The following is a 16,404-nucleotide window of genomic DNA, read 5'->3' as shown; positions in this document are numbered from 1 at the left end:
TCCTCGGCTTCAGGTGATGGGGACAGCGTCGGCTTCGACATCGACGTTGACGCGCCAATGATCGAGCAGCGCTCGAATGTAAGGACGATGAATTTCGAGCGACTGCTCCAAAGTCGGCAATGCACAATCGTTGCTGACAAGAATCGACTCGATGAGTGCGCCGCTTACTTCGCTCTGGAAGGGCAGGCGTCCCGGCAGATCGAGTCCGTCAGAACGTTTTGCGGTGCCGGCCGCTTCGTCGATCGCCCAGCGGTGTATGCCGTCATCGAGTTCAAAGCGGTAGAAGACATCTCCGTCGCCGGCTTCCAGGGCCGCAGTTGATCCGCCCGAGAAGTCGACTTTAAGCGTGCCCATGACCTCCCAGTTGCCGGGGCGCTTGGATTCGATCCAGCCAGGTGCGAGTTCACTGGTATCAAATGTTGTGGGCGTTTCACCGGTCCACCAGGCGAACATGTCCAGAAAGTGGATCGAGTTGCAGGCCAGGCCCCATGCGCCTCCACTGACCTTCAGATGCATTGGTTTGCCGGATGTCAGCTGCGCTTTGATTTGTTGATGCCAGTCGAGCATTCTTCGCGGCGTGTTCACCCAGACTCTGGCGTGGCCAACGTGATGCTCAATCTCGTCGAGCCCTGTCTCACTCTGTGCCAGCACCTTTTCGAGGATCCAGGCGCCTACCGTCGTTCGCGCGGCAATTTCTCGCACCACCTCAGGTCGCCAGCGTGCGGTAGTTGCAACAATCGCGACGTCGATGGCTGCCGGCACCATTACGAGGGAGGTGTGCAACTGGATCTCATGAGCCCTGTTCGCTTTCGCGACCTCGTCCCAGCGTTGTTGCGCTCGAGCCAGCGACGCTGGATCGACGTCTTGTACGTGAATGCAAAGCGGGCTGCCGCAGTTCACAAGGCCTTGCAGGTAGCGCGAGCCGAGTTGGCCTGCACCGGAGATGAGAACGCTGTGGGTCATACTGCGTGCCCTTTTCTTGCCCGGTAGAAACCGCTGATCAAATTCTCCATGGCCGACAGTTCGGCGATCAACCGGTCATCAATCAGAAATTCAACGGGAGGAGTAAGTTTTTGCAGATCTTGCAATTGGCCATAGTTGCCGGGCGTCGGTGCCGGGACAGCACCGAACATGGCTGACTTGAGGTACTCCAGCCATCTGCGCGGCAGCAGCCGTTTGGCGATAGCAGCGGTGCTCTTGCGGAAGGTATTCAATACCGCGCCTGGACCTGTCAGCGCCTGCCTGGCATCACGGTCGAGATCATCGAGATGCCTGATAAATGTCTCGACCGCCTCGCGCACTACGGCACGCGCGCGCGCGTCGTCAACGGTAATGGCGCTTTTGAGCTCACGGGTGAGTATCGCGAAAAACCGCTCGTGCTCCGTCTCAAATTGAGCAGACGACCACCAGTCGCGAAACGACAGACCGCGATTGAAGTCTGTGCTCGTGATAGACCGGTTTTCGCTGGAGCGCATCCAGTACACCTCGTCGACCGTCGAGAGTTTTCCCCAGATATAGGTAGTGATTCCTTGCTGCATCTCGCTCACATAGGGTGACGACCAGTTTTCAAGCTGCCCCCAGGATTTGCACCAGACTGGCGCGCGCAAGACGGCGTAGCAGGTCGCGGCCGTATAGTCCGACATTGCAGTCTGCAGCCGCTGTTCAATCTCGTCCTGTCGGACCGTGTAACGCCAATGTGGGTAACCGTGGCCGTAACTGCAGGCAGTCCCGTCCTGCATGGTATGAAACGCCAGCGACTGCGCTATGCAGGCGCTCAGTGAAGCGTCGCGTTCAAGTGCAAGAATTGCGCTGCAAAGTCCGCTGAACAGAAAAAATTCGTCGTCCCCGAGCAAGGTCGCGTACGGCGTGCGGATATGTTTGGCCGCCATTTTCAGACGGTCAGACATGCTGATTGCAGCATGTAGATAAATTACATCGCTAAGGCCATCCAGCGTCTGCCGCGAGATGCCATCCAGTGGTTGCGGTGAGCCGTCGACGATCACCACGCTCGCACCACTGCCGTGCCAATAAACACATTGCCGCAACAAGAAATCCTGTCTTGCATAGCAAGGTATGACCACTGTCAGCAGTGAAAGCGTGGCAAAAGAAGGGTTTTCTTCGTTAGCGCTTTTTCGCAGCGAGTGGGCAAACCAGCTATCGAGAGTGGGATTGGCCATGGTTTTCAAACGTCTGGAAACGAATTTCTCCGAAAAAAGGCATCAGATGCGCTTGAGATAGCCGTCTGGAGCCACCGTCAAAAGCAATTTGTTCTCGATGGACTTGTCGATTTCAAATACGAGCTTTCCACCATCGACGGCTTGCCGGCCTTGTTCTTTCAGTCGCTTGAGGTATTCCCATACCGCAGTCTTCGGGTTGTTGCCATGTGCCCAGGGGCGATCAGGGAACATATCGTTCGGCAGATCCTCGACAATCGTGTCGAACACGCAGCAATAACTGCCCGCACTTGTCAAAGGTGCGTAGGCTTCGAGTTCTGCCAATACGTGCTCGTGCGTATGGTTTGAATCGAGAAATACCATGACTTTTCGGTGCTTTTTCGCGATCGCGTGCACCTGTTCGATGATTTTTTCATCGGTCGATGAGCCCTCGAGCATCTGGATGCGGTGCGCCATCGGGTGTGCTTCTATTGCATCGCGATTGTGCTTGCGGATATCGATGTCGAGTCCGAGCACGTGGCGCGATGTGGCTTTCGGGTCGAGCGTGGAGCCGCTTTCGACGGCTTCGCAGTAATCGATCAACGCCAGCATTGCGGCGCTCATGAGCAATGAGCCGCCATGCGCGATGCCTGTTTCGATAATCAGATCCGGCTTGACCTGCCAGATCAGTTCTTGCGTCGCGACCATATCGACCGGGGTCTGGATAATGGGTCGGCCCTGCCATGAAAAGTTATACATATAGCGGCCGCGGAAAGCTTCCGCCATCCATTGCGACGACAGTGATTGCCATGATTTGTTGGCGGGATAGCTGGCGATGGTGCTGAATTTCTCAGCTTCGAAAGCCGCGATTGGATCGTTGGGTGTGGCGCTCACTGTGGTACTCCGTGTTGGATGGGATAGGTGGACAACAAGCCTGAGAGCCGATCTTTCAGCTTCATGGGCAGGTAGTGGAACTCGGTAGTTACCGCCGCTATGTCGACGGTCGGGAAAATGCGCTCGGGCGCGCCTGGTGCGAAGGAGATATGTGCGCCCGTCAGCGCCGCCAGCTCGCGTGCCAGTTCGGCGTGACATACGGATTGCCCGCTAGCTACGTTGTAGAGGCGCTGCCGGCCGCTAATCGCGATATTTTCGAGCAACGGTACGACATCGTCGATGTCGACGTAATCTTTGCAGGAGGTCGGACTTTCATGGATCGTGACGCTATTGGTCTCGCGCAGTTCACGGATCACCGACGCCAGGAATGTAGCTTTACCTTGCCCAGGGCCATAGACATTGGATAGCCTTGCCACCCGCACGGCCGGCGAAGCCTGCGTAAGACACAGGGCTTCACCGAGAAGCTTACTGAGGTCATACAGGCTGTCGGCCGAAGGTGCGATCGAGATTTTCGCATCTTCTTTCGCGCTGTAAGTTGGCGCCAAGCCCGCGTAGACCCGAGTGCTTGAGAGGTATAGCCACGAATCGAAGCGGCTCGACTGGAGCAATGTTGAGAGTAAACCAACATGCGCTTCGACGGTGTCATGTGGCCGACTGCGAAAGTTGGCTGTCAGGCCGATCGCATAAATCACGTGGCCGAGGTTCTCCTCGCTATGGACTAGCGCGCCGCGCACCGGCGCGGTTACTTCGTAACCGCGCTCACGCAGATGAGTGACCAAGTGACGGCCGACAAACCCGGCGCCACCAAACACTGTGAATTTCATTCGCCAGGAAACCCATCCAAGGGATGATGTAGTTCAGGTGATTTATGACGGAGTAACTTGGGGCTCACGTTCTTTACCTGCTTGAAAAGGGGGCCAGATATGAGTTGCGTATTTGCTACGGCCAGCATGTTGAAGCCATGCGGTGGGCCCTCGAGGTAAACGGCCTCGGCCGGAATAAGTTCGATACAAAGCTCCCCGACTTCGTGGTTATTGTGGAAATCGCGCACCGCAAAAAGCTGATAGCCCGCTGCGCTCAACAATTTACAAACTGGTGCATTTAGTAAGCCGTTTGACCAGTCCACATAGTCCCGGTGAACTTCAAAAACGATGCTTGGGTGGTTATTCAGGAGTGTTTTTTCAGCTCCTAGCAGCGCACGAAACTCCGCGCCCTCAATATCGAGCATGATGACGCCGAGTCGGCGTTGCATTGCGGCGCAATAGTCGTCAATTCGTACCGTTTCAAAACTATCTTCGGCAGTGTCCGCAACGACCGAATTGGCGAACGAGTCGAAGCCTTCAAGACGAAGCCGCTGGCTGCTGACATCCCACAGTCCCTTGCGATTAATGACCAAGTTGTTCAGATCATTTAGCGCAACATTTCTTGCGAGCATTCCTGATTGTTCGGGACTGGGCTCAAAACAATGAACCTGACGGTCTTCTTTCTGCAGTTGGCGAGCCAATAAAATGGCATGATCGCCAAAATATGCGCCACCGATCAGAACATCGCCGTCACTGTGGGCGGACAGGTGTTGCAGTAATCTTGTCGTTTGAGGTTCCCAGACATGAGTAGGATTTTCCCGCTCCGAAAGCATGAAATCCCTCGCAATTTTTGTTCGGTAGAGAAACTCAAAGCGTGTTCCATCCTGCAGTGTCTTTTCATATCGGTCGTCTTCGGTGTGAAGCGCATCGATAATCGGGCCCGTAATGTCATCGCGAACCGAACCTTGATAGGCGAAGGTTTTTTCTGCTTCCTTCAACCAGTCAATCAGACGTCTGCGCAACAAGGCATCGCGTCCAAGCGTCGAAAGTGCTCGTTGCAATTTTTGACCGTTTAGGTCACGAGGGTCGTTTGACATTGTTTTCTCCAGAGACGAAAGATTTTGGCAAAAGCCGAATTGGTGTTGACGCGCTACGCACGCATTAAGGTACTAATTTTCAGTGTGAATTGCGAACTGGATCGAACGGTTGAAGCATGCTTAATTCACGCCATGATTTTCAGTTCGGGAACCGCAACCACAAAATTGCCGCCCCAAGTTCGCACGTGGGCTTGCTGTTGCATGACTTCGGCAGCGATATTCCACGGCAGGATCACCACCACGTCCGGGCGGTGTTCGGCCATTGCCGATGGTGGGAGGATTGGAATGTGATTGCCAGGCAGGTATTTGCCCTGCTTGGATGGAGCGGCGTCGCAAACATATGCCAGCAGGTCTGGCCTGACACCCGCATAGTTCAACAGGGTATTTCCCTTGGCAGCCGCGCCGTAGGCCGCGACCTTTTTGCCGGCGTTCTTTTGCTCGATCAGAAAGGTAAGTAACTTGTTTTTGACCCGGTCGGCCTTCGGCTGAAAATTCAGATATGTGTTCAAGTCACGGAGACCGTGGCGCTGTTCGTCTTCGAGAATACGCGCGACCGCGCCGGTACTCTCGCGCGTGTCCTCGCGGTGGCAACCGTAGACGCGCAGGCTGCCACCATGGGTGCTGAGTTCCTCAACGTCCCACACACGCAGGCCGGCCTGGTCGAAGATACGGCTGACGCTTTGCAGCGACAGGTAAGAGAAATGCTCGTGGTAAACCGTATCGAACTGGTTGTGCTCGATCAGTTGCATAAGGTGCGGGAATTCGAGCGTGATCACGCCAGTAGGCTTGAGTACCGACTTGAGGCCACGTGTGAAGTCGTTGATATCCGGTACGTGCGCATAGACGTTGTTACCGATGATGAGATCGGCCTGCTTGCCCTCAGCTGTCAGGCGTTTGGCCAACGCATCACCGAAAAACTCGCGTAGTACCGGAATGCCGAGATTCTCTGCGGCTTTGGCCGTACCTTCTGTGGGTTCGATGCCGAGGCAGGGGATTCCGGGCGGTAGAAAGTTGCGAAGCAGATAACCGTCATTGGAGGCAACTTCGATCACGAAACTCTCGGAACCGAGTCCGAAGCGTTTGGTGATCGCTGTGGTGTAGCGTGCGGCGTGATCGAGCCAACTGATCGAGGTCGACGAGTAGTACGCATAGTCATAGCGGAACAGCTCGTCGGCTTGCGTGAAGTCCTCGGTTTGCACCAGCCAGCAGTGGTCACAGACAAACAGTTTCAGCGGGAGGTACACCTCGGGCTGCGTGAGCTGCGCCTTGGTCAGATATGCATTGGAGGGCGGCGCAAACCCCAAATCGAGAAATACATGCTGCAGGGGAGTGTTGCAATGGCGGCAGTTCATGCGGCAAGTCCTGTGAAATCGTGATTAATGTGCTGGCGGCCACGATCACCTTCCGAGACATCGGTCGCGGGAAGGGGCCAAGTGATAGCCAGTTTTGGGTCGTTATAGGCAAGGCCGCCTTCGGCCTCAGGTTTGTAAAAGGCGGTATGCAGATACAACATTTCGCTGTTTTCTTCGAGCACCTGAAAACCGTGTGCGCAGCCCTCGGGAACGACCAGCATGCGGCCATTTTCAGGTGTAAGTTCTTCGGCATGCCAGTGTAAAAAGGTCGGTGAGCCTTGCCTTAGATCGACCGCGACATCCCACACCTTGCCCCGGATGCAGCGTATGAGCTTCATTTCGGCGTGTGGCGGGCGCTGGTAATGCAAACCGCGAATCGCACCTTTTGACAGTGTGCGCGAGTGATTGATCTGCAAGATGCGGCGCTCTCCGGTCACCCCGGCAAGCTCACGCTCGCAGAAGAGGCGGCTGAAGGCGCCCCGCAGGTCCGAGAATCGCGTGGTTTCAACCACCAGCACATCAGGCAGGGTGGTATTGTGGATGGTCATCGTGCTCATGGAGAAGCCTGCGCGAGTTGTCGGAAGCTCGCGCTGTGTGTCAGCAGCTCGTCGTAGCTGCCTTGCGCAGCGACTTTTCCGTGTTCTAGTTCAATGATGACGTCACAATTCATGACGGTCGTCAGGCGGTGTGCGATAAGAAGGATCGTGAGGTCGCGATCCAGCCCATCAATCGCAGTCATGACCGATTGCTCAGTCGCATTATCGAGGGCACTTGTCGCTTCGTCGAATATCAGCACACTGGCCTTCTTGTAGAGGGCTCGCGCGATGCCGATGCGCTGGCGTTGACCGCCCGATAACTGGATGCCGCGTTCACCGACATGCGCGTTGTAGCCGCCGGTACGGCTTTCGATAAATTCGGCAATCTGTGCCTGTTGCGCGGCTTCGCGGACACGCGACATATCGATCAACTGCCTTGGCACGCCAAAGGCGATGTTTTCAGCGAGACTGGTGTCGGCCAGGTAGATGCTCTGCGGTACATGGGCGATGGTGCGCTGCCAGGCACGCAGATGGTCGCCGCTGACCGATTTTCCATCCACCAGCAGTTGTCCCTCGGTTGGCAGCAGCAAGCCCATCATGAGGTCGAGTGTTGTACTTTTCCCGCTACCCGTGCTACCGACAAAACCGACGCGAGTTCCCTTGGTGATTGTCAGATCGAGACCATCAAGCACCCACGGCGTTGTGTCCGAATAGCGAAAGCGCACCTGGTCAAAATGAATATGGCTTTTGAAGTCCAGCGGTGCGGCCGGTGGCTGGAACGCTTCGGGTGGGAGCGGCTGATCGAGCAGCGCCAGCGTTTCGGCGAGCGAGGCCTGGCAGCTCACGATCGTGGCCCAGGCCCCGAAACTTTGTTGCAGGGCAGGGAGCAGGCGCTGCGCGCCAAGCGCGAGTGCGCCGAGGACTGGTAATGCGCCCGCAACGCCGCCGCTTTGCTGGCTGAGCGTATAAGCGAGCGCCGCGATCAGCACCATGCCGACCGCTTCCATCGCGTAGCGCGGGCTGATATTGATGAATTGGCTGTCGCTTTGGGCGCGGCGCAGCGGATGATCGGCTTTGCGGTAAATCTCGCAATATAGCGGCTGCGCATTGTCTAACAGCACATCGCGGATGCCACCGAGGCCTTCTTGCAGCGCCTTGACGACCTGCGTCTGCTCGCGTGCCACCAGCTCGCTGTTTTGCCGGAGCCGGCGCCTGGTTATGGCGGCAATGATGGTGTAGCTGGCGCCGAAGCCCAGCGCGGCGACGGTTGCGGCAAATGGGTCGATGACGACAAGAACGGCAACAACGGACGCGAGCAGGACGACCGAGCTCAGCAGCACAAGTACCGGTTGCAGCACCCCGAAAGCTATGCTGTTGACCTTTTGCGTGATGCCGGCGATGACCTCACTGCTGTTGCGCGAGACATGTACCTGATAGGGCTGGTAGAGGGTGCGCCGATAGAGTTCGGTGCTGAGATCGGAACCGCTGGTCAGGCCCAGGCGCATGCCAGCCCAGAGTAGCAACATGCGCAAGGCCCCGGCCAGAAGCGCTGCTGCCGCAAAAATAATCGTCAGCGGCAGGATTAATCCTTGTGCTGAAGCGATGCCCCATGCCTGTGCGACCTGGGTGACGAGTGGGTAGGCGAACAGCCGCTCCGGTGCGGTCAGGACCGCGAGAAAAGGCAGTACGGCGCCCAAACTCATCACCTCGGCGAACGCACTGACCAGCGTCAGGGCCAGCAAACCCGCGAACTGGCGCCGTCGGCGCAGGCTCAAATGCAGCCAGAGCCGACGCAACAGTTGTGGGAGTTCCTGCTTCAAGGTCATAACTCAGTGTTTGGACGGTTTGCCAGCGAGAAAGGCCTCGACGCTTTGTCGCACGCTCGGAAGGTCGAGCCCATGCTCATGCAGCAGGTAATCCCAGGTGCCGCAGAGCGACGAGAAGCGGTCCTTGATGCCAATGCGGCAGACCGGCAGCGGCCGGTAGGCGGTAACTTCTTCGGTGATGCAGGCACCTAGCCCGCCCATGACCGAATGTTCCTCCAGGGTCACGATGGCGTCGACCCTGTCGATAATCGAGTGCAGGCACTCGCGATCCAGCGGTTTGATCGACGGCACGCTCCAGGCTTCTGCGTCGAGGCCCTGCTTGATGAGTTCGAGTGCGGTCTTCACCATGGATCCGGTTGCAAGCAGGGCGATGCGTTTCCCTCTCGGACTCACCGGTAGCATGTCGCCAGCTTGCAGTTTGACTGGACCGTCGTGCACGTCACCGCGATCACTTTTGCCGACGCGCATATAGACCGGCGATTCGAGCCGCAGTGCAAGCTGCATGGTCGCGGTCATTTCAAAGCGGTCAGCTGGAGACAACACGGTCAATGCCGGTACCGCGCGCGTGCAGGCGATGTCCTCGGTGCACTGGTGGCTGCTGCCGAGATGGCTGTAAACGAGCCCGGCGCCGTCACCTATCAGGATCACAGGCAGGTTTTCGTAGCAGACATCGATCTTGATCTGCTCAAGCACACGCATCGGCACAAACGCCGCCAGGCCATAAACGATGGGCTTGAAGCCGGCTTTGGCCAGACCCGCTGCCACGCCCACCATATTTTGCTCAGCGATGCCGCAGTTGATGTATTGGTTCGGCCTGGCCTTGCGGAAAGCGTCGAACAGTGCATAGCCGTGGTCGCCTGTGAGGAGCAATACCTTGGGGTCGGCCAGCGCTGCAGCGACCAGCGCGTCGGAGAATGCGTTTCTCATGCTGTGCCTCCGAGCTCGGCGATCGCGGCCGCGTGGGTCTCGGCGGTCAGCCGCGTGTAGTGCCAGATGTTGTTGTGCTCCATGAACGAGACGCCCTTGCCCTTGATGCTGGTCGCGACGATTGCTTTCGGCTTTCCGTTGCGGCCTGCGCGCGCGTCGCGGTAGGCCGCATCGATAGCGGCTTCATCATGGCCGTCAATGGTGACTGCGTCGAAACCGAAGGCCCGGAATTTCTCCTCGATGTTGCCGAGTGCAATGACCTCGTCGGTGGTGCCCATTGCCTGGAAACCGTTTTTGTCGACGATCACGACGAGGTTGTCGAGCTTGAAATGCGTGGCGAACAGCGCTGCCTCCCAGATCGCGCCTTCGTTGAGCTCACCATCTCCGACCACTGCGTAACAGGTCTGGTTTGTCTGGCTGAGCTTTGCACCCATGGCCAGGCCTGTTGCTACCGAAAGCCCGTGCCCCAAAGAGCCGGCCGTTGCTTCGACGCCGGGAATATGTGCGTCGGCCAATCCCTTGAGTCGACTGCCATCCTTGAAGTATTGATTGATGTCGTTGTCGTCAAGCCAGCCGATTTCGTGCAGGCAGGCGTACTGCGCCATGACGCCATGGCCTTTGCTGAGCACCATGTAGTCCCGATCGGGCGACTCAGGATTCGCGGGATCGAACCTAAGATGACTCCGGTAAAGCACGGCGAGCAGTTCGACAATCGAAAATGCGCAGCCGATATGCACGGTCGCGCCCGAATAGGCCATATCAAGGACAGTTTTTCGGATGCGGGTGGCGTTAAATTTGTTCATGATGTGATCGATGAACGACTCCAGTTGAATGTCTTGCGCAGCGCCGCGTCAAGCCCCGTGAATTCCGCAAGGCCGAGTTCCTCCCGCGCCTTGCGCGTGTCGGGCAGGTAGCGCGGTGCGGGGCCAGCGGCAGGCGGTACTTCAGTCTTCACCTCAAGGCCGGCCCCTGAGGCTCGGGCGACATGCTGCGCAAGCCCGGCAATGGTTATCGCGTGTTCCGAACCCACGTTATAGGCCTGGCCCGGCTTGCCGGTGCCGAGAATGCGTAATAGCCAGACGCAGAGGTCCGCCATGTACAAAAACGATCGCAGAGGCCGACCATCGCCCCTGACCTCTATGGGTCGGCCGGCGAGCGCGTCGCGGATGAAATTTCCGGCTGCGAACGGCCCGTTCAGCGGCAGGCCCGGGCCTATCAGCGCATAAATGCGTGCGATGCAGGCACCAAGCCCGAACTGCGCGGCATAGGTGCACGCGAGCCATTCGGCCGCGCGTTTTCCGTTGCCGTACGCGGCATCCGGTTGCAGCAGATCGGGCGCGCATGCATAGGTCTCTGGCATTCGTTCGATTGAAGCAGGTTGGGCACCATAAATCGCGCCGCTCGACGTCAACAAAAAGCGCGATGCACCGCTTGCATCGGCGAGGTCGAGCGCGCGCCGCGTTCCCTGCATGATCGAATCAAATACCGCCAGCGGGTCGGCCGCCCGGTGCGGATCGCCGACATCAGCGGCTGCGTGAACCATCAGGTCAAGCTTGCCGGCCGGTACGGTGAAGTCGAGCATATCCCCCGCGACCAGCCGGGTGTCGCGGCGGTTGAACATGTGCGGTGACTCTTTCTGTGCACGTTCGGGATCGCGGCTCAGCACAATGAGTTCAAGACGGCTGCCGAGCGTGTCGTTCGCCCGCTGCAGCGACTGCAGCAGCCAGCTGCCGATGAAACCGGTGCCACCTGTCATGAACAGCCTGGCCCCGCCAAAGCGTGACCAGAACTCCGGTGTCAGAGACAACACCAGATCCAGATCATCGGCAGGGAAGGCAGCTTGCATGATGGTTTTTAGAAATTCACACCGAGATATGTCTCAATCTTGCGTGCGGCGAATTCAAGCATCGCCGGCGTCAGCGAGGGCTGTACGCCGATCCAGAAGGTGTTGTTCATTACGTTGTCGGTGTTGGTCAGATCACCACTGATGCGGTAGTTGCAGCCGCTCATGTAGGGCTGGCGCGTCAGGTTGCCGGCGAACAGCAGCCGCGTGCCGACCTTGTTCTGGTCGAGGTAGGTCAGCAGATCGAGCCGGGTGACCGGGCAATTTTCTTTCAGCGTGATCGGGAAGCCAAACCATGACGGATCAGAGTGCTCAGTCGGCTCGGGCAGGTTGACGAATTCCTCACAGGCCTTCAGGCGTTCTTTGAGAAACGCGAAGTTGTCCTTGCGCGCCTGGATGAACTGCGGAGCCTTGTCGAGTTGCGCCAAACCGCAGGCCGCCTGCATATCGGTGATCTTGAGGTTGTAGCCGAGGTGGCTGTAGGTGTATTTATGGTCGTAACCTTCGGGCAGGTCACCGAGCTTCCAGCAGAAACGTTTGCCGCAGGTGTTGTCCTTGCCGGGAGGGCAATAGCAGTCGCGGCCCCAATCGCGGAAGCTTTCGGCGATGACTTTGAGTTCGTCATTGTTCGTGAAGACCGCGCCGCCTTCGCCCATTGTGATGTGGTGGGCCGGGTAAAAGCTCAACGTGGCAATGTCGCCGAAGGTGCCGACCATCTGGCCACGGTAGGTGGTACCGAGTGCATCGCAGCAGTCTTCAACGAGCCACAGGTTGTGCTTTTTGCAAAGCGCAGTCACGACGTCAAGATTGAATGCGTTGCCGAGCGAATGTGCCAGCATGATCGCTTTGGTCTTGGGGCCAATCGCCGCTTCAATCTTGCCCGCATCAATGTTGTGCGTGAGGCGGTCGACATCAACGAAAACCGGGATCGCACCGAACTGGATGATCGGATTAACGGTAGTCGGAAAACCCGCGGCCACGCCAATGACTTCATCGCCACGCTTGATTGCACGCTCGCCGAGTTTCGGCGAGGTCAAGGTGCTGAATGCTACGAGGTTCGCCGACGAGCCCGAGTTGACCGTGATGAGGTGCTTGACGCCAATGAACGCAGCGAGCTTCTTCTCAAATTCGGCGTTGAAGCGTCCGGTCGTTAGCCAGCCGTCGAGAGACGCCTCAACCATGTTCTTGAGTTCAGCGGCATCGAGTAATTTGCCGGACGGCGGCACCACGCTCACACCGGGCAAGAAGGGTTCGGGAGCCAATGCGACTGCGGCGTACTGTTCTACCAGCGCAGAGATTTGCTCGCGAAGAGCTTGGGTTTTGGCGTTTTGCATAACTTGAAATCTGCCGATTCTGATGTTGTATAAAGCGGGGCTGATCAACGTTCGCGGGTCAATCGAGCCGACGTCAGCGAGCACCTTCTTTGACTTGCGCGAGGTAATCTGCAACCGCTGGTAGCGTGTCGCGGAAATTCAGGCCGTCCAGCGCCGGCGTACGCTCGAACAAAAATTCATAGTTGTCGTTGACTGGTCCGGGCAAGGCGCCGATTTTCAGCAGATCGAGACGATCTTGCGCCTCAAAAATGTAGGTGGCCAGGTTTTTCAGCATGACCGGCATGCCATGGCTTAGCTCGACCGAGCCGCTGGCGTGCGAATCTGCGAGCCGGAAGATTGCCGCAACTTCGTCATCAATATGATGGTACTCCCGTAACTGCATGCCGGGCGTCATCCTGAATTCGGCGTTCCTGTCGATAGCCTGCAGGATTTGACCGAGAAACATGAAGGGGTCCGGCGCCCGGCCCCCGAACAAGGTGTGAAGGCGTATGTGCAAGCCGAGCCGGCTCGTCGCGCAAAATTCCTCGACAAAACGACCTAGTTTCGTTTTACTCCAATAGTAGGGATTAAGCCCTTTGTCGTCGACCACTTTTTCCATGACCGTACCGAAGGTAATGACTCGCGCCCCGGTTCGTGTTGCACCCTGAACCACATTTTTCGCCAGTGAAAAATTGATGCGTTCGTGCTCGTCATGTGGGCGACCAGGATCAATGATGCCTGTGGCAACGTAGACCACGCTGTCTTCGGCGGCGTGCCGGCTTTCGAAAAAGCGCGCGGCCTCGTCAGCGCCGTCGTCGCGCCACCACTCCGAGTAAATCGAATGATCGGGCGCTTCGACGCGGGCCGGGTCTTGCGAGGCGTGTATAGCGTGGCCAAGGCGACCCCGGGCTCCCAGGATAAAAATCATCGGATTTGCGCTTCCTGACATCGCATGTTGGTTTTGAGATTTCGCATCGTTCGATCAGTGCCGGATCATTGTTTGATAGTGGTCGATTTGCGCCAGAGTGGTTTCGCGGATGTCCGCGCCTTCACCGCGCCGCCGGGCCCAGACGACAATCATGTGCAGGGCCGTCTCGAGATTGAGCAATGGACGCCAGCTCAGCCGACCGACTGCTTTGGAAATGTCGAGCTTGAGGTAATTGGCTTCGTGAGGCTGCTCGGTTGCGTCAATCTTCCAACGTGCGTTGCCACCCCAGAGTTCGGCCATGCAGCTTACGATCACGCCGACCGGCCGCGCGTCTTCATCTTTCGGGCCAAAATTCCAGGCCTCGGCGCAGGCGGGACCGTTGACGTAAAGACGTTCGGCGAGCGTTAGGTAGCCGCGCAGCGGTTCAAGCACGTGCTGCCACGGACGTATGGCGTTCGGGTTGCGGATATCGACGACCCGGCCCTGTTCGAACGCAGCAAGAATGTCGGGAATCAGGCGATCCTTGGCCCAGTCACCGCCGCCAATGACATTGCCGGCGCGCGCTGTGGCCAGCGCAACGCCATGCTGGGCATGGGTCTGCGCGCTGAAGAACGATGCCCGATAGGACGCGCTGACAAGTTCAGCGCAACCCTTGCTGTTGCTATAGGGGTCATGCCCACCCATCGGCTCGTTCTCACGGTAGCCCCAGAGCCATTCCCTGTTCTCGTAGCATTTGTCGGTCGTTATGTTGACGACGGCCTTGACGCCAGGCGTGTGGCGCACGGCTTCAAGCAGATTCACGGTTCCCATCACATTGACAGCGTAGGTTTCGACGGGTTCAACGTACGAGTGACGCACCAGCGACTGTGCCGCCATGTGGATCACGATCTGCGGGGCGGCCAGACGCATTGCCTCGCGTAGCGCGACGAGGTCGCGCACGTCACCGTGCAACGATGTCATGCCGTCGGCAACGCGAGCCGCCTCAAACAGGCTTGGCTCGGTCGGCGGCGCCAGTGAATAGCCAGTGACTTCGGCGCCCAGGCGCTGTAGCCACAAGGACAGCCAGCTCCCCTTGAAGCCGGTATGACCGGTCAGAAAGACACGCTTGCCGCGCCAGAATTCGGGCGTCATTTCCACACCTTCCAGGGAGCCTTGCCTGAGGCCCAGAGTTCCTCAAGGTAATTCTTGTCGCGAAGGGTGTCCATTGGCTGCCAGAAGCCGCCATGCTGGAACGCTGCAAGTTGCCCTTCGTCAGCAAGCGACTCGAGCGGCTGCCGCTCCCAGGTGCAATTGTCGCCGTCGAGATAGTCGAGAACGGCTGGCGACAGCACAAAAAAGCCGCCGTTAATCATGCCACCGTCGCCCTTGGGCTTTTCCTTGAAGCTGCGCACCTTGTCGCCCTCGAAGTCAAGCGCGCCGAACCGTCCTGGCGGCAGGGTTGCGGTCAGGGTCGCCTTGACGCCTTGCTCCTTATGAAACGCGAGCAGCGCGGTGATGTCGACATCGCCGACACCGTCGCCGTAGGTGAAGCAGAAGGCTTCTTCGTCCTTGACATACGATGCGACCCGGCCGAGCCGGCCGCCGGTCATGGTGTCTTCGCCGGTGTCGATCAGGGTAACGCGCCAGGGTTCGGCGCTGCGCTGATGCACTTCCATGCTGTTCTTGCTCATGTCGAAGGTGACGTCGGACATGTGCAGGAAGTAATTCGCGAAGTACTCCTTGATCATGTAGCCTTTGTAACCGCAGCAGATCACGAAATCGTTCACGCCATGGGCGGAATAAATCTTCAGGATGTGCCAGAGGATGGGTTTGCCGCCGATCTCGATCATGGGTTTCGGCCGCGAAGATGTTTCCTCGGAAATGCGCGTTCCTAGGCCGCCGGCAAGAATGACTGCTTTCATGTTTTTCCTTGGGTTCGGTTATCCAAAGGCGCCATCTTGGAAGTGACGTCGTTTGCGAAAAAAGCGATCAAGACAGCCGGACCGTGCGAAGGGTCTCCGGCTTGCACGGACGGCCACTCTGAGTGGCACAAGATTTGAAGATCACACAAAGTTCAATCCTTTCGGCTCCAGCTTTCCCAGACGAACTCGTAGTTCCAGGCTTCGTCGTGGGTTTTTGCCAGATCGTTGCGGATGAGCTCACGACGGGACACCGCTTTGTCTATGAAATTGTGGAACTGGACCTGAAGGTGGCGAATCCGACGAATGTCTTCGGAGGCGATCAACGCAGGAATCACATCAAACTCGCCGCCCTCGATATTGATCTTCATCAAATCGATCTGCGCAATTCCCAGTTCTTTGATGCAATTGACCACCGACCTGACTTCCACCCGCTGAACGGCGCCGGTCGCATGCGGTGAATCGAAGCTTGACGCATTGTCGGCCAAGCCAATATTGAAGAATCCGTCGCTGGAAGACAGTCCATAGTTCAAACAGACGATTTTGGGATTACCCAGAAAGCGTGCTACGCACTGCTGATGAAACTCCGCAACAGGCTCAAAAATATAGACGGTGCAGCCGTAGCGTTTGTGGATTTCGGCGGCGAAATCGCCCAGGTATCCTCCGATATCGAAAACGACACTTTGCGCATTCAGTGCGTAGTTCAGGCGCAAGGTCTCATCCCCCCGGTCGCTGAACCAACGTTCAACTTCAATCAAGAATGGTTCCCGTTTGATGTGGCGACGGTACATCAGCCCCAGACGGGTTTTGATTTTGGAAACCAATGACATTGGT

Annotated in this window: 16 protein-coding genes; all 16 read right to left on the bottom strand. The window is 57.6% G+C overall.

Annotation, left to right across the window (positions count from 1 at the left end; all coding sequences use genetic code 11):
• Nucleotides 1-9 precede the first annotated feature (9 nt).
• The gene (locus ACXJKE_RS14050; RefSeq protein WP_457281217.1) at nt 10-963 is read right to left on the bottom strand and encodes a hypothetical protein; all 954 of its coding nucleotides are present in this window, start codon (nt 961-963) and stop codon (nt 10-12) included.
• A complete protein-coding gene (locus ACXJKE_RS14045) occupies nt 960-2,177 on the bottom strand; it encodes a TIGR00180 family glycosyltransferase (protein ID WP_457281216.1) in 1,218 nt (405 codons plus the stop codon). The genes ACXJKE_RS14050 and ACXJKE_RS14045 overlap by 4 nt, the downstream gene beginning before the upstream one ends.
• 42 nt (nt 2,178-2,219) lie before the next feature.
• Entirely contained in the window at nt 2,220-3,047 is an 828-nt protein-coding gene (locus ACXJKE_RS14040) for a cephalosporin hydroxylase family protein (RefSeq protein WP_457281215.1), read from the bottom strand.
• Nucleotides 3,044-3,871: an NAD-dependent epimerase/dehydratase family protein gene (locus ACXJKE_RS14035; RefSeq protein WP_457281214.1), complete on the bottom strand. Its 828-nt coding sequence runs from the start codon at nt 3,869-3,871 to the stop codon at nt 3,044-3,046. The genes ACXJKE_RS14040 and ACXJKE_RS14035 overlap by 4 nt, the downstream gene beginning before the upstream one ends.
• On the bottom strand, nt 3,868-4,947 hold the full coding sequence (locus ACXJKE_RS14030) for an FkbM family methyltransferase (RefSeq protein ID WP_457281213.1): 1,080 nt from the start codon (nt 4,945-4,947) through the stop codon (nt 3,868-3,870). The genes ACXJKE_RS14035 and ACXJKE_RS14030 overlap by 4 nt, the downstream gene beginning before the upstream one ends.
• Before the next feature lie 125 nt (nt 4,948-5,072).
• Nucleotides 5,073-6,299: a methyltransferase domain-containing protein gene (locus tag ACXJKE_RS14025; RefSeq protein WP_457281212.1), complete on the bottom strand. Its 1,227-nt coding sequence runs from the start codon at nt 6,297-6,299 to the stop codon at nt 5,073-5,075.
• Complete coding sequence (gene rfbC / locus ACXJKE_RS14020) at nt 6,296-6,856, bottom strand: dTDP-4-dehydrorhamnose 3,5-epimerase (protein ID WP_457281211.1); 561 nt, start codon at nt 6,854-6,856, stop codon at nt 6,296-6,298. The genes ACXJKE_RS14025 and rfbC overlap by 4 nt, the downstream gene beginning before the upstream one ends.
• On the bottom strand, nt 6,853-8,655 hold the full coding sequence (locus ACXJKE_RS14015; protein WP_457281210.1) for an ABC transporter ATP-binding protein: 1,803 nt from the start codon (nt 8,653-8,655) through the stop codon (nt 6,853-6,855). The genes rfbC and ACXJKE_RS14015 overlap by 4 nt, the downstream gene beginning before the upstream one ends.
• Nucleotides 8,656-8,664: 9 nt before the next feature.
• Complete coding sequence (locus tag ACXJKE_RS14010) at nt 8,665-9,588, bottom strand: transketolase family protein (RefSeq protein WP_457281209.1); 924 nt, start codon at nt 9,586-9,588, stop codon at nt 8,665-8,667.
• Nucleotides 9,585-10,391: a transketolase gene (locus tag ACXJKE_RS14005; protein ID WP_457281208.1), complete on the bottom strand. Its 807-nt coding sequence runs from the start codon at nt 10,389-10,391 to the stop codon at nt 9,585-9,587. Before ACXJKE_RS14005 ends, ACXJKE_RS14010 begins: the two co-directional genes overlap by 4 nt.
• Nucleotides 10,388-11,434 (bottom strand): NAD-dependent epimerase/dehydratase family protein, encoded by a 1,047-nt coding sequence (locus tag ACXJKE_RS14000; protein WP_457281207.1) that lies wholly within the window; start codon nt 11,432-11,434, stop codon nt 10,388-10,390. The genes ACXJKE_RS14005 and ACXJKE_RS14000 overlap by 4 nt, the downstream gene beginning before the upstream one ends.
• Nucleotides 11,435-11,442: 8 nt before the next feature.
• Nucleotides 11,443-12,765 (bottom strand): lipopolysaccharide biosynthesis protein RfbH, encoded by a 1,323-nt coding sequence (rfbH, locus tag ACXJKE_RS13995; RefSeq protein ID WP_457281647.1) that lies wholly within the window; start codon nt 12,763-12,765, stop codon nt 11,443-11,445.
• Nucleotides 12,766-12,838: 73 nt separating this feature from the next.
• Complete coding sequence (locus ACXJKE_RS13990) at nt 12,839-13,672, bottom strand: NAD-dependent epimerase/dehydratase family protein (RefSeq protein WP_457281206.1); 834 nt, start codon at nt 13,670-13,672, stop codon at nt 12,839-12,841.
• 54 nt (nt 13,673-13,726) lie between these two features.
• Nucleotides 13,727-14,803 (bottom strand): CDP-glucose 4,6-dehydratase, encoded by a 1,077-nt coding sequence (gene rfbG, locus ACXJKE_RS13985; protein WP_457281205.1) that lies wholly within the window; start codon nt 14,801-14,803, stop codon nt 13,727-13,729.
• On the bottom strand, nt 14,800-15,573 hold the full coding sequence (gene rfbF / locus ACXJKE_RS13980; RefSeq protein ID WP_457281204.1) for a glucose-1-phosphate cytidylyltransferase: 774 nt from the start codon (nt 15,571-15,573) through the stop codon (nt 14,800-14,802). The genes rfbG and rfbF overlap by 4 nt, the downstream gene beginning before the upstream one ends.
• Before the next feature lie 152 nt (nt 15,574-15,725).
• Nucleotides 15,726-16,400, bottom strand: coding sequence for an FkbM family methyltransferase (locus tag ACXJKE_RS13975; protein WP_457281203.1), 675 nt, complete (start codon nt 16,398-16,400; stop codon nt 15,726-15,728).
• Nucleotides 16,401-16,404 lie beyond the last annotated feature (4 nt).

This window comes from Polaromonas sp. P5_D5 (assembly GCF_054049435.1).
This window is presented reverse-complemented; position numbering and strand designations above follow the sequence as displayed.